General features: G+C 67.2%; 21 protein-coding genes. 6 read left to right on the forward strand and 15 right to left on the reverse strand.

Annotated features, from left to right (window positions below; genetic code table 11):
• Positions 1-95 precede the first annotated feature (95 nt).
• The 14 genes from AC5RTY_RS00910 to AC5RTY_RS00975 form a co-directional block, all read right to left on the reverse strand.
• Positions 96-986, reverse strand: coding sequence for a C40 family peptidase (locus AC5RTY_RS00910; protein ID WP_494012696.1), 891 nt, complete (start codon positions 984-986; stop codon positions 96-98).
• Positions 987-988: 2 nt separating this feature from the next.
• Positions 989-1,411 carry a flagellar FliJ family protein gene (locus AC5RTY_RS00915; protein ID WP_494012697.1) on the reverse strand — a complete coding sequence of 141 codons (423 nt, stop codon included), beginning with the start codon at positions 1,409-1,411 and terminating at the stop codon, positions 989-991.
• Positions 1,412-1,413: 2 nt separating this feature from the next.
• Positions 1,414-2,742, reverse strand: a complete 1,329-nt coding sequence (locus tag AC5RTY_RS00920; RefSeq protein WP_494012698.1) for a FliI/YscN family ATPase — start codon at positions 2,740-2,742, stop codon at positions 1,414-1,416.
• Entirely contained in the window at positions 2,739-3,395 is a 657-nt protein-coding gene (locus AC5RTY_RS00925; RefSeq protein ID WP_494012699.1) for a FliH/SctL family protein, read from the reverse strand. Before AC5RTY_RS00925 ends, AC5RTY_RS00920 begins: the two co-directional genes overlap by 4 nt.
• Positions 3,385-4,404: a flagellar motor switch protein FliG gene (gene fliG / locus AC5RTY_RS00930; protein ID WP_494138811.1), complete on the reverse strand. Its 1,020-nt coding sequence runs from the start codon at positions 4,402-4,404 to the stop codon at positions 3,385-3,387. The genes AC5RTY_RS00925 and fliG overlap by 11 nt, the downstream gene beginning before the upstream one ends.
• Complete coding sequence (gene fliF, locus AC5RTY_RS00935; RefSeq protein WP_494022507.1) at positions 4,401-6,035, reverse strand: flagellar basal-body MS-ring/collar protein FliF; 1,635 nt, start codon at positions 6,033-6,035, stop codon at positions 4,401-4,403. The genes fliG and fliF overlap by 4 nt, the downstream gene beginning before the upstream one ends.
• Positions 6,035-6,340: a flagellar hook-basal body complex protein FliE gene (fliE, locus tag AC5RTY_RS00940; RefSeq protein WP_493979187.1), complete on the reverse strand. Its 306-nt coding sequence runs from the start codon at positions 6,338-6,340 to the stop codon at positions 6,035-6,037. The genes fliF and fliE overlap by 1 nt, the downstream gene beginning before the upstream one ends.
• Positions 6,340-6,732, reverse strand: a complete 393-nt coding sequence (locus AC5RTY_RS00945) for a flagellar basal body rod protein FlgC (protein ID WP_493979188.1) — start codon at positions 6,730-6,732, stop codon at positions 6,340-6,342. Before AC5RTY_RS00945 ends, fliE begins: the two co-directional genes overlap by 1 nt.
• Complete coding sequence (locus AC5RTY_RS00950) at positions 6,732-7,073, reverse strand: flagellar basal body rod protein FlgB (RefSeq protein WP_493979253.1); 342 nt, start codon at positions 7,071-7,073, stop codon at positions 6,732-6,734. The genes AC5RTY_RS00945 and AC5RTY_RS00950 overlap by 1 nt, the downstream gene beginning before the upstream one ends.
• Positions 7,074-7,198: 125 nt before the next feature.
• Positions 7,199-7,738, reverse strand: a complete 540-nt coding sequence (locus AC5RTY_RS00955) for a hypothetical protein (protein WP_494138812.1) — start codon at positions 7,736-7,738, stop codon at positions 7,199-7,201.
• Entirely contained in the window at positions 7,731-8,177 is a 447-nt protein-coding gene (gene fliS / locus AC5RTY_RS00960; protein WP_494022505.1) for a flagellar export chaperone FliS, read from the reverse strand. Before fliS ends, AC5RTY_RS00955 begins: the two co-directional genes overlap by 8 nt.
• Entirely contained in the window at positions 8,174-9,514 is a 1,341-nt protein-coding gene (gene fliD / locus AC5RTY_RS00965) for a flagellar filament capping protein FliD (protein ID WP_494022504.1), read from the reverse strand. Before fliD ends, fliS begins: the two co-directional genes overlap by 4 nt.
• 122 nt (positions 9,515-9,636) lie before the next feature.
• Positions 9,637-10,503 carry a flagellin N-terminal helical domain-containing protein gene (locus tag AC5RTY_RS00970; protein ID WP_494022503.1) on the reverse strand — a complete coding sequence of 289 codons (867 nt, stop codon included), beginning with the start codon at positions 10,501-10,503 and terminating at the stop codon, positions 9,637-9,639.
• Between the two features lie 148 nt (positions 10,504-10,651).
• Positions 10,652-11,464, reverse strand: a complete 813-nt coding sequence (locus AC5RTY_RS00975; protein ID WP_494023282.1) for a sigma-70 family RNA polymerase sigma factor — start codon at positions 11,462-11,464, stop codon at positions 10,652-10,654.
• Between the two features lie 244 nt (positions 11,465-11,708).
• Here AC5RTY_RS00975 and AC5RTY_RS00980 point away from each other — a divergent pair, with 244 nt between their 5' ends.
• Genes AC5RTY_RS00980 through AC5RTY_RS00995 form a run of 4 tightly spaced genes read left to right on the forward strand, consistent with a single transcriptional unit; the run spans position 11,709 to position 14,929 of the window.
• Positions 11,709-12,194, forward strand: a complete 486-nt coding sequence (locus AC5RTY_RS00980) for a flagellar protein FlgN (RefSeq protein WP_494000463.1) — start codon at positions 11,709-11,711, stop codon at positions 12,192-12,194.
• A 10-nt stretch (positions 12,195-12,204) separates the two neighbouring features.
• Positions 12,205-13,635 (forward strand): flagellar hook-associated protein FlgK, encoded by a 1,431-nt coding sequence (gene flgK / locus AC5RTY_RS00985; RefSeq protein WP_494022502.1) that lies wholly within the window; start codon positions 12,205-12,207, stop codon positions 13,633-13,635.
• A 2-nt stretch (positions 13,636-13,637) separates the two neighbouring features.
• Positions 13,638-14,549, forward strand: a complete 912-nt coding sequence (locus AC5RTY_RS00990) for a flagellin N-terminal helical domain-containing protein (protein ID WP_494022501.1) — start codon at positions 13,638-13,640, stop codon at positions 14,547-14,549.
• Entirely contained in the window at positions 14,546-14,929 is a 384-nt protein-coding gene (locus AC5RTY_RS00995) for a flagellar assembly protein FliW (RefSeq protein ID WP_494000466.1), read from the forward strand. Before AC5RTY_RS00990 ends, AC5RTY_RS00995 begins: the two co-directional genes overlap by 4 nt.
• 184 nt (positions 14,930-15,113) lie before the next feature.
• Here the strand turns inward: AC5RTY_RS00995 and AC5RTY_RS01000 are convergent, their stop codons facing one another.
• Entirely contained in the window at positions 15,114-16,046 is a 933-nt protein-coding gene (locus AC5RTY_RS01000; protein ID WP_494000467.1) for a tRNA pseudouridine synthase A, read from the reverse strand.
• A gap of 174 nt (positions 16,047-16,220) precedes the next feature.
• Here AC5RTY_RS01000 and AC5RTY_RS01005 point away from each other — a divergent pair, with 174 nt between their 5' ends.
• Together AC5RTY_RS01005 and AC5RTY_RS01010 are read left to right on the forward strand one after the other, a co-directional pair.
• Complete coding sequence (locus AC5RTY_RS01005) at positions 16,221-16,775, forward strand: DUF2243 domain-containing protein (protein ID WP_494000468.1); 555 nt, start codon at positions 16,221-16,223, stop codon at positions 16,773-16,775.
• Positions 16,772-17,662, forward strand: coding sequence for a cytochrome c oxidase assembly protein (locus AC5RTY_RS01010; RefSeq protein ID WP_494022500.1), 891 nt, complete (start codon positions 16,772-16,774; stop codon positions 17,660-17,662). Before AC5RTY_RS01005 ends, AC5RTY_RS01010 begins: the two co-directional genes overlap by 4 nt.
• Positions 17,663-17,710 lie beyond the last annotated feature (48 nt).

Below are 17,710 nucleotides of genomic sequence, written 5' to 3' on the forward strand. Positions count from 1 at the left end.
GGCGTCGAAGCCGGGAGAAGAGGAGCGCGCGGCAGCCGGCCCGCCGGAACGGGCGGAGGACGCAGGGGCGACGGGCAGGGAGTTCACGGGCAGGCTCATGCGGTTCGTCCCCTCGCCATGGCCGCCTGCGCGGAGGCCAGCAGGTCGGTCAGCTGTCCGGCGGCGCCGGAGCCCTGGCCGCCGTTGATCGAGGCCAGTCCAGTGTTTCCGGTCTGGCCGGAGAGCATGGCGGTGATCGCGCCGGCCGTGCCGTTCTGCCCGGTGAGCATGGAGCTCAGCCCAGTGGACGTAGAGAGCTGGGCTGCGCCGATCAGTTCGGTCAGCGCGCTCTGCTGGTCCGCGCGCAACCCGGCGGCGCCGGCAGCCACCCCGGAACCGGCGCCCGCGGCCTGGACCGAGGACTCCTCGGGCAGGATGCGGCGGATGGTGGTGAGGTTGGAGTCGTTCTCCCAGGCGTCCCGGACCTTAATCGTGTCGCCGGGTTGCGGGGCGTCGATGGCCTTGCCGTTGCCCAGATAGATGGACACGTGGCCGCCGTCGAAACTGAAGAGCAGGTCGCCGGGCTTGGCGTCGGCCATGGAAGCCACCGGCGTGCCTTCCTTCATCTGGTCCCAGGTGACGCGCGGCAGGTCGATGCCGACGTCGCGGAAGGCGTGCTGCACGAAGGACGAGCAGTCGAGGCCGACGGACGCGTCGTTGCCGCCCCAGACGTAGGGCAGGCCCACGTACTTCTCCGTGGCCTTGATCAGCTCGGCGGCGGTCCCGGTCGCGGCGCCGGTTCCGTTCGCGGCGCCGATCCCGGAAGCGGCGCCGGCGGCGGGGGCCTGGGCTGCCGCCGTCAGCGCGTCGGCGAACGCGCTTGCCGTGGCGCCGCCGGTGCTGCCGGCCGCGGTGGCCCTGGCCGCGGCTTCCGCGGCGGCGGCGGGCTGGGCGAGCTGGGTCAGCGTGGACTGGATCTGCTGGATCCGCCCGAGGGTGTCGGTCATGCTCATCGTCCGTCGCCGCCCCGGGCGCCGGTGGACAGCTCGTCCAGCACCAGCTGTTCGCGCCGCAGCTCCTCGAACGCCTCGGCCGCGAGGTGCCGGGTCTCGAGCTTCTCCAGGCCCACGGACTGCTTGCGCACGGCGAGGAACTCCTGCTGGGCCTGCTGCGCCTCGTTCTGCCGGGCCCGGTCCAGGTTCTCCAGGTCGGCCAGCATGCTGCGCGAGGCGGAGCGGGCCGCGGCCACCGCGTGCAGCGTGGCCGCATCGGAGACTTCGCTGATGATCTCGCCCAACTCGCCGCGGGCAGCGACCACCCGGGCGCCGGATTCGCGGGCGCGATGGTTCGCGGCGGCGAGGTTGCCGGCGGCCTGGTCCTGCTGAAGCTGGCGCAGCCGCAGCAGCCCGGCCAGGGGGAAGGATCGTGTCATCTCTACATACCTCCAAGGGTGCGGGCCAGGCGGTGCAGCTGCTCCCACGACTGCGCGGCCGGCGTCTGGTCATCCATCCGCTGCTGCAGGAACAGGTTGATGTCGTCTTCATGCTGGACGGCCGCGTCCACCAGCGGGTTGGAACCGGGCTGGTAGGCGCCCACGTCCAGCAGGTCCTGCGCGGCCGTGCGGGCCGCCAGCACCTTGCGCAGTGCGCCCGCGGCGCGGGAGTTCTCCGGGCTGTTGACCTTGGACGCCACGCGGGAGATCGAGCCGAGCGGGTCCACGGATGGGTAGTGCCCGGAGACGGCGAGCTTGCGGTCCAGCACCACGTGCCCGTCCAGGATGGAGCGGGCCGAGTCGGCGATCGGTTCGTTGTGGTCGTCGCCGTCCACCAGTACGGTGTACATCCCCGTCACGGAACCTGTTTCGGCGGTTCCGGCGCGTTCCAGCAGCCGGGCCAGCAGGGAGAAGGTCGACGGCGGATACCCGCGGGTGGCCGGTGGCTCGCCGACGGAGAGGCCGATCTCGCGCTGGGCCATGGCCACGCGGGTCAGCGAGTCCATCATCAGCATCACGTCCGCCCCGCGGTCGCGGAACGATTCGGCAATCCGGGTGGCGGTGAAGGCGGCGCGCAGCCGCATCAAGGCCGGCTCGTCGGAGGTGGAGACCACCACGATGGACCGGGCCAGGCCGGCCTCGCCGAGGTCGTCTTCGAGGAACTCGCGGACTTCACGCCCGCGCTCCCCGACCAGCGCGATCACGGAGACCTCGGCGTCGGTGCCGCGGGCGATCATGGACAGCAGCGAGGACTTGCCCACGCCGGAGCCGGCGAACAGGCCCATGCGCTGGCCCTTGCCCACGGTGGTGAGCGTGTCCAGCACGCGCACGCCCAGCTGCAGCGGCGTCTCGATCCGTGCGCGGTGCATGGCGGACGGGGTGTCGTTGTCCAGCGGGACCAGCGAGTCGAAGACCAGCGGCCCCTTGCCGTCGATCGGCCGCCCCATCCCGTCCAACACCCGGCCGAACAGCCCGTTGCCGGTGGGCACCAGCACCGGCGCCCCCTTGGCCTTGGCCGGGGTGCCGGTATTGATCCCGGTGAGCCGGCCCAGCGGCATGCAGCGGATGCTGTCCCGGCCGGTCGCCACAACCTCTGCCTCCACGCCCAGTCCGTCGCCGATGAGCACCAGGTCGCCGATGGCGCAATCAAGGCCAATAATTTCGACGCCGAGGCCCACCACCGAGGAAACCATCCCGTAGCGCGGGGGCCGGGCTGCCGCCAGCGCGCCGGCGAACCGGTCGGCGCGGGGGCGCCAGGCGACGGCGGTCACTGCCGGGCCTCCAGCAGCGCGGCCTTGGCGCGGGCCAGCGCGGCGCCGATCCGCGCGTCCAGGAACCCGTCGGCGAATTCGGTGACGGCGTCCCCGGGCGCGAGCGACGAATCGGGGCTGAAGCTCACGCCGGCCTGCTGCCGCGTCTCCGGCGCCAGCATGGTCAGGTCCGTCGGATTCATCCGCACGGTGTGCACGCGCGAGGCATCAACCCCGGCCAGCGCCCGGGTGAGGGCCGAACGGGCGGAGGCCGCGCCGTCGGACAGTTCATGGCCCAGGATGGCTTCGGCCAGTTCCATGGCCGCGGCGGCCAGGGTGTCCTGCGCGGCGGCAAGTACCGGCGCGGTCCGCTCCTCCAGCGCACGCGTGGCCGCGCCGAGCGCTGCCACTGCGTGCTGCAGGCGGGCACGCGCGTCCGCCATCGCGTCGGCGTGGTCCTGCTCCATCGCGAGCTGGCGTTCGCGCATCAGCTCGGCGCCTTCGCGCATGCCGGCGGTGTAGCCGGCGGAGTGGCCGCGGACCCTGGCCTGTTCGAGCGCCTTGTCCTGCGAGTCGTCATTGCGCAGTTCGGTGTAGCGCAGCTTGGCGAAGGCCCCGGACCCGGTGTTCAGCTCGGGGAAACTCATCCTGGAGAACGCGGCGTCAGTAGACATATTCGTCCTCCTCCGCCCCGCGCTGGACGGTGATGATGCCGCTGGCCTCGAGCTCGCGGATCGAGCGGACGATGTCCGCGCGGGCCTCCTCGATCTGCGACATGCGCAGCGGGCCGGTGGCCTTGATCTCGTCGTCGAGGATGTCGCGGTTGCGCTCGGAGACGTTCTTGCGGATCAGCTCGGTGACCGGTTCGCTCGCGCCCTTCATAGCCACCGCGAGCACCGCGATCTCGATGCCGCGCAGCACCTGCTGCACGTCGCGCGGTTCCAGCTTGGTGATGTCTTCGAAGGTGAGCATCCGGGAGCGGACTTCCTCCGCCAGCTCCGGATCGCGTTCCTCCAGCGCCTCCAGGAGCGCGCGTTCGGTGGCGACGTCGGCGCGGTTAATGATGTCCACCAGCGGCCCGACGCCGCCCACTACTTCCACCTGCTGGCGGGGCACGACGGCGCCGGCCCTCACCTTGAGCGTGTCCGCCACGATCGACACGGCTTCGGGGGTGGCGGTGCCCATGGTGGCGATGCACTGCGCCACCTCCGGCCGCACCGAATCCTCCAGCCCGGCGATCACCGTGGACGCCAACTCCGGGCGCACGTGCGCCAGCACCAGCGCGATGGTCTGCGGGATCTCGCCGTTCAGCAGCGTGATCAGCTGGGTGGGGTCGGCGTCATCCAGGAACTCGAAGGGTTTCCCGGCCATGGACGTGGCCAGCCGGTCGAGCACGCCGGCGGCCTTTTCCGCGCCGAAGGAGGCGGCCAGCAGTCCGGCGGCGAACTCCTTGCCGCCGCGGGGCCGGCGCCGGCCCTTGACCGTCATGTCGTGGAATTCCTTGAACGCTTCCTCGGCAGCCTCGGGGTCCACTCGGCCCATGCTCACGAGCTCGGCCGTGATCAACTCCGCCTCGGCCTCGCTGAAGCGCTTCATGACCTCGGCGGCCCGGGCCTGTTCCATCTGCATCAGCACCACCGCCACCTTCTGGGTGCCGGTCAACGTGGTCAGTAACTCGCTCATGCGTTCTGCTTGTCATCCATCAGGGAGCGCAGGAAGTCGGCGGTCTTGTCCGGTTCCTGGGCGGCCAGGGCGTCGATCTCCGCCCGCTTGCGGTTCATGTCCTTCTGCTCGTCGGACAGCTCCGGGGGGCCGGCGAGCTCCAGCGCGGTGGTGTTCGGGCCGGTGACCACGGGGATCGGCTCCGGCACGATGATGGGCTTCGCGGGAAGCTGCAGCTCCTGCGGCGCCTCGATCTCGGGCTGGAAATCCTGCAGCTCGCCCAGGTCCACCGGCTCCCGGTTCTGCCGGCGGGACCAGCGGGCGTAAATCAGCAGGGCGATGATCACCAGCAGGATGATGCCGGCGGTGATGATGGCGGTGCGGATCAGTTCGGCCTGGCGCGCGGCTTCCTCGGCGGCCTGCGCGGCGGCGAGCGCCTCGGCGGCCTCCTGCGCGCCGGCGGTGTTGAACGGCACGAGTTCCACCGTGACCTCGTCCCCGCGGTCGGCGTTGATGCCGGCGGCGGTGGTCACCAGGTCCTCGATGTTGCCGACATTCAGGGCCCCGGCGGCGTCGGCGTCCAGGGCCACGGACACGGTCTGCCGGTTGATTGCCCCGGCCGGGATCGCGCGGGTCTCGGTCACCTTGTTCAGCGCGTTGTTCTTGGTCTCCGACTCGGAGGTGAAGGTCCCGTCGCCGCCGGTGTTGCCCGGCACGGCGATGTTGTCCGGGCCCAGCACACCGGCCGCTCCCCCGCCGGTTCCCTCGTACTCTTCGGTCTGCGCGGACTCGTTCAGGGCCGGCGCGCCGTCCGGCGTCGTGAAGGTCTCTTCCACACGCTCGGCGGACTCGTAGTTCATGTCCGCGGCAACCACCACGGAGGAATTGCCCGGCCCGACCACGCGGTCCAGCATGCTCTGCACCGAGGCGCGCACGCGCTCCTCGTAGTCGGAGGCCTGCTTGTCCGCGGAGCCGGTGGCGCCCACGCCCACGGCGGAGAGCACGGTGCCGGCGGCGTCGATGACGGCGACGTTTTCCGGCCTCATGCCGTCGATCGAGGCGGAGGTCAGGTGGACGATGGCCTGCACGTGGTCGGCGGACAGGGTGGTCTTTTCGGTGTCCACGAACACGGAGGCGGTGGCCTCGCCCTTCTCGGCGACGAAGACCGTCTCCTCCGGAATGGCCAGCCGCACGGAAGCGGTCTTGACGCCGTCGAGCGCCTCGATGGTGGAGGCCAGCTCGCCTTCCAGGGCCCGCTTGTAGGTGACCGACTGCTGGAACTCCGAGGACGTCACGCCCATGTCGTCGAGAAGCGAGTAGCCGCCGGTGGACGAGCTCGGCAGGCCGGCCGCGGCGGCCTTGAGCCGCTGGTCGTAGACCTTGTCTTCCGGCACCAGGATGGTCCCGCCGCCGTTGGTCAACTCGTACGGCACGCCGTCGGTGCGCAGCTGCTCCACGATGGTGTTCGCGTCGGCCGCGGCCAGACCGGAGAACAGCGGGGTGTAGGAGGGCTTGGATGCCCACGTCGTCAGGGCGGCAATGCCGAGCACGACGACGGCGATGCCGATGATCGCGATGGTGCGCTGGGCGACGGTGAACTCGCTGACGGTTTTGCCCAGCCGCGAGAACCAGGAGGAGACCTTGCCGGGCATCAGGCCTGCATCCTCATGATCTCATTGAAGGCGTCAACGCCCTTGTTCCGGACGGCTGCCACGAGTTCCAGCGTCACCGCGGCGCGGGTGGAGGCCAGGGTGGCGTTGTGGATGTCGTTCAGGTCGCCGGTAACGGCCTGGATGGCCAGTTCGTTGGACGTGGACTGCAGTTGCTGCAGGTTGTCGATGGCACCGGTCAGGGAGGTGGCAAAGCCGACGCCGTTGGTGGCCTGCGGAGCTTCGGCGGCGGGCAGGTAACCGGTGCCGGCGACGCCCTGGATCGGCGGAATGGAAGAGAGCGGCATCAGTTGCGTCCAATCTGGAGGGCGGCCTCGTAGGTCGTCTTCGCCCGGTCCACCACGGCCGCGTTGGCCTGGTAGCCGCGCTGGGCCAGGATCAGGTTGCCCATCTGCTGGGACAGGTCGATGTCCGGGTAGCGGACGTAGCCGTCCTCATCCGCCAGCGGGTGGTCGGGCTCGTGGACCATGCGGCCCTCGGCCTCGCCGAATTCGGCCCCGGCCACGTACACGCCGGAGACGCCCTGGCCTTCCTGGGCGATCACGTAGCGCGCCTGGAAGGCCGCGCCGTCGGTGCTGGTGGCGTTGTTCGCGTTGGCGAGGTTGTCGGAGACGGCATCCAGCCACTTGCGGTGGACGGTCAGGCCGGTCCCGGCGATTCCAATGGCGTCGAAAGTCATTAGTTGGTCCTCATCGCCGTGCGGACGCCGCTGAAAGGACTCTCGGCGGCCCGGGCTGCAAACTGGTAGCGCAGCACTGTTTCAATGTTGGAGAGCGTCTCGGTGTCCAGGTTGACGTTGCTGCCGTCGAGCCGGGTGGGCTCCAGCGAGCGTTCCATCGTGGCGCTGGCGCTGCCGTTCCCCCGGGCCACCGATGTGGCCAGTGCATCCTCGAACTGGACGCGCTGCGCGTGGTAGCCGGGGGTATTGACGTTCGCGATGTTGTTGGCGATGGCACGCTGACGCATGGCGAGGCCGTCCAGGGCGCTCTGCATGGCAGCCCCCGTCACAGATTCGAACACAGCAAAGACCCGTCTTACTACTGGCATGTGGGCGGCCGATCCATGGCCTGTTCTGTGAGCGATCCGTGCTCACTAACCAGTTATCGGCACGGAGACGGGAGTCGTTAGGTAAATCTTGAGATTGGTTAACCGTTTACGTCGAGGTAAACGGAACGCCCCGAAGTTCCTGGGGTGGGGACGGCATCCAAGAGCGCCGATTCCTGCCGGTTTTGCCGCATCTCTGCGCGCAATTCACGGATCACTTCCTGCTGCGCGGCCGCGAGTTCTGTCGCCCGCTCCACCAGCTCGTCCGGAATCGGTCCCAGCCCCTGCGGGGCCTTCCACCGCGCGACGGCGGTGCGCGGGCTGCTCACCGCCGCTTCAACGGTCTTGTCCCCGGGGTCCGCAGCGTAGGCGGGCGCACTGCCCTGGACCCCGGTCTCGGCCGTTTCGGTGCGTCTGCTGCCACCGACCCCAGTCTCGGCAGTTCCGGTGACTCCGCTGGCGTGGCCCTCGGTCTCGGCGGTATCGGCGAGTCCGCTGCCGTGCCCGGCTCCGGCATTTTCGGTGGGTCCGCTGCCTTGGCCGCGGGTCTCGGCGGCCGCGGCGAGAGCCAGTTCGAGTTCGTCCAGCACGGCCGTCCAGCGCTCCAGCGCGGAAACGTCGCCCTCCGGCATGTCAGGCAATGCCCAGTTCCCCACCGAGGCCGACGCCACGTGCCGGCTGTGCCGGTAGCTGCCCGGCGGCCTCGTGCCAGGCCTCGCGCAGCGGCTGCAGCAGTTCAATGCATTCGCGGGTCCGGGCCGCATCGCGGTGGATGTTCGCGTTCATCATCGCGGTCAGCGTGTAGGTGTAGAGCGCTTTCAGGCCCTCTCCCCCGTCCCACACGTCCGTCTTCAGCGACGACATCAGCTCGGACACGATGGCCTGCGCGTGGATCAAGTTCTCGGACGCCACCGACCAGTGCTGGTTCTGCTGCGCGGCCTCCGCCCGGTTCAGGTCCAAGAGCAGCCGGTCATACAACATAGTCAGCAACCGGGCGGGCGTGGCGGACATGATCGCGTCACGCTGGAACTGGTTGCGCTTGGCCTGGGCTCCGAAGCCCGGTCCATATGTCAGTGTCATTTCTTCGTGCTCCCCCATGAGGGCAGGGTGGCCAGCTGCGAGTTGAGCCAGTCCCCCTGCGACTGCAGGCCGTTCAACGTTACTTCAAGTTGGGCCCAGGTACGCTCGAGTGTGGAGCGGCGCATCGCCAACCGGGTATCCCACTCGGCAACTTGGCCATTCATGCTGCGGACCAGTGATTCCTGGCCCTGGATTCGCTTGGTGATGGCGCCGTCGTACTTGTCCGAGGCATCCGTCGCAGCACTAGCCACGCGACCGGCGATCGTCTGGACCACCTTCTCGACCCACGCGGAGTCTTCCGTCATCGCCTTGCCGAACTTCTCGGCGTCAAACTCAATCGAGCCGTCCTTGGTGATGCTGATGCCTATTTCCGACGGCGACCGTCCGTCGATCGGGCTCGTTGCAGCGGTCATCATGCGCTGCTGAATATCGCGGACGCTGCTGTCCCCGGTGAAGATCCCGCCCTTGGTCGTCGTTGACCCGGTGGACGTGGAGACGTTCACGGATGAGTTCTTGGAGATGAAGGCGAACAGATCCTTTAAGCCGTCGGCCAGCGCCTTGGCCTTTGCGGTCACGGCTTCATCGTCGCGGGTGATCGTGATAGTCGACTTATCCCCGGAAACCGCGTCAGCCCCCAAGGTGACGCTTACACCCGGCAGGAGGTCAGTGAACGTATTAGTGGACGAGGAGATTGTCTGCAGGCCACCCCAGATGGACACCTTCGCATCCACAGGAGGTGTGACTTCCTCAAATACGACCGGGGTTCCCTGGAATGCGATGGAGAATCCACCTGCTTCGCCCGTTTCTTTTGCCGCGAACTGCAGACGATATTGGGGGTTCGCTGGGTCTGTTCCGACTGACACCTTTGTCGCTGTAACTCCAACCCCGGATTGGTTGATCTCACCAACGATTTGGTCAAGGGTCTTCCCAGCAGTATCAACTTCCACTTTGCCGTCTTGGAGGGCAATGGTGAGACGTGTAGCCGTCTCAGGCCAGTCGCTCAACAAAGCCGAGACGGATACCTGAGCCTTCGCCAATTGGACGACTTCCAAGTCAATGCCACCGGCCGAAGCTCCTTCGGCAGCTGCAACAGAGATCTTCTCCGAACTGCTGGTGCCGGAGTAGATGTTCAAAGAATTGGCTTTGGACGTCTCGGTGGCCGTTTTTCCGAGATCGGCGATCCGCGTGTTCAGCGCTTGGAGAGCGCTCACCAGCGTCTGGGTGCTGGAAACCTTGTTTTTCAGGAGTGATTGCGGGCGCGCTTCCAGCTGCATGAGCTGATTGATCATGGTGGCGGTATCCAAACCGCTGACCATGCCGCCGATCGAAAACGCCACGCCAGTTCCTCCTGAAAGAAGCCTGTTTACTAGAAGAAATGCTGACGCCCGGCAGCGAAGAGTGTGAGGTCCAATTCGTTCGCCTCGCTGCCGGGCCGCATTCAGCCGTTAGCTACCCGGATTTAGCCGAGGAGCTGCAGCACACCCTGGTTGATCTGGTTGGCCTGAGCCAGCATCGCGGTGCCGGCCTGGGACATGATCTGGTTCTTGGTGAACTTAGCCATCTCAGAAGCCATGTCAGTGTCGCGGATACGAGACTCCGCAGCCGACAGGTTTTCCGCAGAGATGTTGATGCTCTTGATCGCAGTCTCAAAGCGGTTCTGCGAAGCACCCAGGTTGGAACGCTCGGCAGAGATGGCCTTGATCGCACCGTCGATGCTCGTGATGGTCGCCTGCGCTGCAGCGTGACCCGCACCCTCCGTGCCGTCGCCGGTTACATCGAAACCATCACCTACGGCGGTTCCATCAGCAGAAGCCAGGGTATCCACCGAAAGCGCGACATTGGCCAGGCTCACCGCGATGGAGTTGTTCTCGTTACCGTCGGCGCCAACTTGGAAGGAGAGGGTCCCTCCCTTAAGGAGATTAGTACCGTTGAAGTTGGTGGACTCGGTGATCCGGTAGAGCTCCTTGGACAGCTCGCCGGCTTCCTTTTCGATGGCGGTGCGGGCGTCAGCGTTGTTCGAATCGTTCGCACCCTGAACGGCAAGGTCACGCATGCGCTGCAGGATGGAGTGGACCTCGGTGAGTGCACCTTCAGCGGTCTGGATGACGGAGATGCCGTCCTGGGCGTTGCGGGCGGCAACGTTCAGGCCGTTGACCTGCGAGCGCAGGCCCTCGGAGATGGACAGGCCGGCTGCGTCATCGGCAGCGCGGTTGATGCGCAGGCCGGTGGACAGCTTCTCCAGGGACTTGGAAATGTCGTTCTGGGTGTTCGACAGGTTGCGGTACGAGTTCAGGGCCGCAACGTTGGTGTTAATGGCGAAAGCCATGATGAAACTCCTCCATGAGATGGTACAAATTCACCGGCCCGTCCATGGGCTGGCACTTGTAGCTATCGGAGGATTACGAGGATCCGTTAGGAGAAGTGCAAAGAATTTTTCGCGGTGCGGGCCGCCGGGGCCGGCTGCTGCGAACAGGTCAAGAAACCGCGGCCCGTGGCTGCGTGGCGGCGAAGCGTGTAATCCCGCCGATGGTCTGGTCGGCCAGCGCAGTCAGGTATGCCTTCCGGCGGGAGGGAGCGATCCGTGACTCGGGCACATGGCTGGCGCCGTCGTCGTCGGAATAGTGGGTGTGCAGGCCGTCCCGGAGGAGGCGGATGGCCTCGGAGCGCTGCTGGGAGACGGCCGAGTGGGTAGCGCCGAGCTCCTCGGCGATTTCCTTGACGGTGCGGTCCTCGAAGTAAATTTGCTCCACGATGTAGCGCATCTTCGCGGGAAGGTGGTGCACGGCGGCCTTCAGGAAGGCGAGCCGCTCCTCGGTGAGGAGCGAGCCTTCGGGCGACGCCGTCTCGGAGACCAGGAATTCGGCCGTGGTGTCGTCCAGGGCGGAGACGGTGCGGGAGGCATCGTCTATGGCGGCTTCCGCGGTCTCGCGGTCAACCCCGAGGGCGGCAGCCAATTCGTCAACGCTCGGGTAGCGCCCGAGTTCGGCGGTCAGGGTTTCGCGGACGGACAGCGTTTGTTTGATCCGCTTGCGGACGGAGCGCGGAGCCCAGTCGATGGCCCGCATCTCGTCGGCAAAGGCGCCGATGATGCGACGGCGGGCAAAGGCGCCGAAGGGGACGCCCAGATCCGGGTTGAAGGCGTCGGCGGCGGTGATGAGGGCTACCGAGCCGGCAGAGGCGAGGTCGTCGCGGGAGAGGTGGGTGGCTTTGGCACACACTTCGGAGACCAGATATCCGACGAGCGGGAGGTTCTCAACCACCAGTGCATTACGGTCAGCACGATTCACTGACATGTCCCCCTCCGTGCCCAGAAATACGTCGACGATCGATCCTGCTACCGAGGGGTGCGGCCCCGGAATGAACGATTCATCTCTTGGTGAAACCTACCATCAAATGCTCCTTACGCAAGGGTATGTGCGGCCGATAGATAGGAATGTAGCCATGCCGTTACTACTTGTTCATCCAGTGCGGCTTTTTGACGCGGACCCGCGGGGGTTGTGTCCGCAGAATCAACCAGGGGAGGTGCCTGACATGGGAGCCCATGAACTGTCCGCCATGCTGTGGCACGAACGCGAACTTCTTGAACTGCTGGTCTTCAAACTCGAGGAGGAGCAACTGCTCCTGACCGCCGGCAAGTCCCGGTGGCTGCAGCATGCCACCCGGGAGGTGGAACAGGTGTTGGAGCGCCTTCGCGACGCCGGCCTGGCCCGCACGGTGGAGGTGGCCGCACTGGCCCGGGAGTGGGGTACGCCGGAGGGCGCCACGCTGCGGGAGCTGACCGAACAGGCCCCGGTGGGTCCTTGGGGCGAGATCTTCACGGGACATCTGCAGGCGCTGACCCAGCTGACCCTGCAGATCCGCGAACTGCGCGACGTGAACGAGAAGTTCCTGCGTGCGGCGGCCCGCTCCACCCAGGAAACGCTGGCCAATTTCAATCCCGATGCCGGGACCTACGACTCGCAGGGGACGGCAGGGCTTTCGGGCAACCGCTCCCAGCTGTTCGACACAACGATCTGAGGTTTTCGCAGTGAGTACCTTCAGCGGCCTGAACACCGCGTACACCGGTCTGGTGGCCGCCCGCCAAGGTTTGAACGTGGTGGGCCAGAACATCGCCAACGCCAATACTGAGGGCTACACCCGCCAGCGGGTCAGCACCTCGTCCATCGGCGCCCTTGACCGCACCGGGCTGCTGACCGGCGGAGTGCAGATCGGCCAGGGCGTTTCGGTGGACGCGATAGCGCGACTGGGTGACATGCACCTGGACACGCGCGTCCGGTTCTCGGCCGGTGTCGCCGGGTATTCTGCAGTGCGCGCCGATACGATGTCCGGCCTGGAAGCGTCGTTGCGCGAGCCGGGCCAATACGGCATCTCGACGCAGCTTCAGGAGTTTTGGGCCTCCTGGCAGGCCCTGTCGAACCGGCCGGATGACGGCGCCGCCGGCGCGGTGGTGCTGGAAGAGGCGAACATCTTGGCCAACATGGTCAAGCGCGGTTACCAGGAGGTTCGCGAGCAGTTCTCCCGCCTGCGCTCCGATGTGGACACGATGACCGCGGAGGTCAACGGCGCTGCGTCCCAGGTAGCCAACCTCAACGAGAAGATTCGTTTTGCCGTCGCCAACGGAGGGTCCGCCAACGAGCTGATGGACCACCGCAACCTGCTGACCGAACGGCTGGCTGCCCTCACCGGAGCCACGGTTCGCCACGGCGGCGACGGGCAGGTGGATGTGCTGATCGGCGGCAATGCGATTGTCACCGGTTCCAGTGCCCAGCGAATCGCCGTCACGGCGGACTCCGATACGGATATTTCCGGCACCAAGGGCGTGCGTCTTGAGTGGGCGAGTCCGAGTCGGGTCGGCATGCCGGTGGTTCTCGACGGCGGCGAAATCGCAGGCGCGATGTCCATGCTGAGCGGCACCGATGGCGGCCCGCTGCGAAGCGCAGCCAAGGACTATAACGACTTCGCCAGCGAGCTGGCCCGCGTTGTGAACGAAGTCCACAAAACAGGCGTAACGCGTGGCGGTGCGGCCGGAAGCGATTTCTTCAGCTTTCCCCCATCGAGTGACGGCGTGCCTGCCGCGCTGGGGATCTCCGTATCAGTCACCGGCGTCGCACAGTTGGCCACCGGTTCCGCGGCCTCGGGCGGCAGCCTCGACGGTTCAAATGCAGACAAGATGGCCCAGCTCGGCATCGGCTCCGAATCTCCGGATCGATTTTGGGAGAACATCGTCACGACCATCGGTGTAGCGGCGAAGACGGAGCTGCAGCAGTCCAACCTCGCGGATATCGCGTCCCAGTCCGCCAAGACCTTGCAGTTGTCCAACGCGTCGGTGGACATGGACGAAGAGAACGTTAACCTGCTGACATACCAGCACGCCTACCAGGGCGCGGCTCGAGTCATGACGGCGATTGATGAAATGCTCGATACGTTGATCAACCGCACCGGATTGGTCGGGAGGTAGCCATGATTTCACGAGTCACTAACCAGACGATGAGCAGCTTCGCGCAGCGCAACCTGCAGGACAACATGGCGCGTATTGCCAAGCTGCAGGAGCTGGCCGCCGGCGAGTCGCTGATTGCCCGCCCCTCGGACAATCCGACGGGCACCGCTGATTCCATGCGCACTCGTGCGGATATGCGCGCCAACGCGCAATACAAGCACAACATCGACGACGCCAATGGCTGGCTCACGACCGCCGACTCCGCGCTGGGCACGGTCACCGACTTGCTCAACAAGGCCCGCGACCTGACGATCCAGGCTTCCAATGGTTCCATCTCACAGACAGCACGCGAGGCCGTCGCCTTGGAGCTCGGAAGCATCAAGGAAAGCCTTTTGGCTGCGACTCGGACGCAGTACCTGGGACGCAACGTGTTTGCGGGGAACTCCGACAAACCGGACGTATATAAAGACTCCCTAACCGCGCCGTACACCGTGACCGAACCGGCCGCCACCGGCGTGGAGCGTCGCATCGGACCCGGGGCACACCAGACGGTACGCGTCGATGCCAGCGCTGCTGCGGTCTTCGGCGACGATTCCACGGGCACGGGCCCGTCGGTCTTCGCCCTGCTGGATTCGATGATCGCAAAGCTCAACGGCACTGGCAGCGTCAGCGAAGACTTGAACGCCATCGACGCCCGGCTGGACACAGTGATCAACGCACGCGCCGAGGTCGGTACCCGCCACGCCCAGATCCTGAAAGCCCAGGAGACGAACTTGGACGAAGCTGTTTCGCTTGAAGCCCGCCGCTCCGGAATCGAGGATCCGGATATCGGAAAGGTCATCCTGGACCTCAAGATGCAGGAAGTGGCCTATCAGGCCGCCCTGCAGGTAACCGCGCGGGTGCTGCAGCCGACGCTCATGGACTTCCTGCGATGAGCGCCGCGCTGACCTTCGTGGCCCCTCCCCCGGGACTGGCACCGCTGGTCGATTTCACCCTCGACGAGATCGCGGGAGCGGCCGGCCTGTACTCCCTGCAGCCCGTGGCCGAACCGGGCAAGCGCCTCTTCGTCCTGGACGCGGCGACCTACCTGAACCAGTACACCCCCGTGATTTCCGACGACGATCGTGCCGCCCTGGACCTCAATGCCTCCGAGGACGCCATGGTGCTGGTGGTGGCCAACCCCGGCGAATCGGGCACCACCGTGAACCTGATGGCCCCGATCGTGGTCAACGTGCACACCGGCGTCAGCGCCCAAGTCATTCTGGAAGGCCAGGACTGGCCGCTCCGTGCCGAACTGACACCGCAGGCCGCCTAGCTTCACCCCCCGATCGCGTGACACGGCGGTAACGGCTGAAGAAGTCAGACGTCTGAAACTCTTGAGCTGACGGCGGCTACCGTGCAAGAGTTATGCCCACGGTCCAAGGGACCTGCTGGGGGATCCGGAATCACCGGTTATGGCTTCCGGCGGCTTATGGGGGAACCGCCGGAAGCAACCACCCTCACCCCTCGTCCGGATCCGCGCGTTTTGCCCGGGTCAGCTCTGCCCGGAGCAGCAGTTCGCCGCCGTCGGGATAGAGCACCTCTTCCAGCACCAACGGGTGCGGCGGAGCCAGCTTGCTCTTCGAGTCCCTTACCTTCGCCAGCATCCGGTCGCGCAGCCACTCCGGCGCCTGCTCGCCGCTGCCCACCAACAACGATGCGCCGATCAGGGCACGCACCATGTTGTGGCAGAACGCGTCGGCTTGCACCGTGGCCGTGACAACGCCGTCGGCTCCTCGGGCGAATTCGAACTTCTGCAACTCCCGAATGGTGGTGGCGCCTTCCCTGGGCTTGCAGAACGCCAGGAAGTCGCCGATGCCCAGGAGCTTGGCGGCTGCGCGGTTCAGGAGATCGACGTCGACGGCGTGCTTGTGCCACAGCGTGGTGTTGCGAGACAGCGGGTCCCACGTCTCGGCCCGGTCCGCGATCCGGTAGCTGTAGCGGCGCCAGAGGGCGGAGAACCGGGCGTCGAACCCGTGGGGGGCGAGGACGGCGCGCTTAACCTCGATGGCCCCGGCAAGGTCCCGATAGGGTACCGGGGCGCCGACGCGGCCGCCGAGCACCTTGGCCAGCACGCCGCGCAGGCGCCGGACCAGGGCTTCGGCGGGATCGACCTCGCGGCCGCGGGCCAAGCCGTGCCACTCCCCCGGGTCCAGGTCGAAATGCACCACCTGCCCGCGGGCGTGGACCCCCGCGTCGGTGCGGCCGGCAACCGTCAGCCGGACCGGCCGGCGGATCATGATTGCCAGCGCCTCCTCGAGCGCGCCCTGCACGGTCAGCCGGCCGGGCTGCACGGCCCACCCGCTGAAGGGGCCGCCGTCGTACGCAAGATCCAGGCGGACACGCAAGGGCCCGCCGTCCCGGCCTGGGACGGGGGAAACAGTCGGAGGCATGGATTCCATGCTACCGGGAGCCCCCGAGTCCTCCGGATGCCGCCGGCGCCCGCGGCTGGTTGCAGGCGGCGACCTGCCAGGCATCGGCGGACTGTCGACGGGGGCGGGCATTCGGTCTATGTTGCTGGGACAGCGCCCGCACACACGGGCGGGACCGCGAGGTTCGGAGGAGCGATGGCAGGCAGCCCCGGAACGGCAACCACCACGGATCACAACCGCCGGATCGCCCTGCCCGGGATCGTCCTCGGGGTGGGGCTCGGCGGCTTCGTGGACGGCATCCTGTTGCACCAGATCCTGCAGTGGCACCACATGCTCACGAGCGCGGACACCGCGAACATCGACGTAGGTTCGTTCCCGGCGAACACCGTCCACGGCCTGCAGATGAACACGCTGTGGGACGGGCTGTTCCATACGGTGACCTGGCTGGCCGTGCTGATCGGGCTGGGCCTGTTGTACTCGCGGGTGACGACCTCGCGCGGACGGGTCTGGGCATCCCGGACCCTCTGGGGCTGGATGCTGCTCGGCTGGGGACTCTTCAATCTCGTGGAGGGGATCATCGACCACCACATCCTCGCCATTCACCACGTCATCGGCGGCGAGTACCAGATGCTGGCCGACATTCTCTTCCTGATCTTCGGGGCACTGCTGGTGATCGGCGGTTGGCTGCTGCAACGGTCCGGGCGGGTGGTAGACCTGAGGGCTGGCACCCCCGGGCGGGAACCAGCGTGATCGGCGCCCACTCGGTCCACAACCATCAGCCGGCCGCGTTCGACGGCGTGCTGCTACCGGCCCTCGTGGCGGCGGCAGCCGTCGCCTACCTGGCGTTGGCGTGGCTGCGGAGCCGCGAGGACCGCGGCTGGAGCCGCCGGCGGACCGTTTCCTTCCTCGCCGGCGCGCTGTTGCTGGCGCTGGGCCTCGCGCCGCAGCTGATGCCGCTGCCGCCGGGCGGGCTGCCGGCCCACATGGTCCAGCACCTGCTGATTGGCATGTATGCGCCGATCGGCCTGGTGCTTGGTGCGCCGGTGACTCTGCTGCTGAGGTCGGTGCCGCGCCGTTGCGGCAGGGTGATCGGAAGGGTGCTGCGCTCACACCCGGCCCATCTGGTGGCCAACCCCGTGACTGCGCTGGTACTCACCCTCGGCGGGCTGGCGGGGCTGTACTTCACGCCGCTCTACAGCCTCGCGGCGGACACCCCGCTGCTGCACCACGCCGTCCACCTGCACTTCCTGGCCGCCGGCTGCCTCTTCGCCTGGGTGATCGCCGGGCCGGACCCGGCACCGCGCAGGCCCTCCGTGCCGGCGCGGCTGGTGGTGCTGGGCGTCGCCATCGCCGGCCATGCGGTCCTGTCCCAGTTGCTCTACGCGGGGCTGTTCGTCCAGGTCCCGGCGCCGGCCGCCGAGCTGAGGCTTGCCGGCGAACTGATGTATTACGGCGGAGACGTTGCCGAGCTGCTGCTGGCCTTCGCGCTGGTGTCGACGTGGCGGCCCCGGCGCATGCCGCTGGCCAGCCGGCCGATTCCCGTCCACGACGCTGAACCGCGTCGCGGCGAACCGGCCGCACCAAGCTCCCGCGGGAACGGACCCCGCTCCCCGCGGCGAGCCCCGGCGTCGTCATGAGGGACTTTGAGATACGCAAAAGCCCGCCGCCCCGGAAGGAGACGGCGG

This window comes from Arthrobacter sp. Y3224055 (assembly GCF_059090825.1).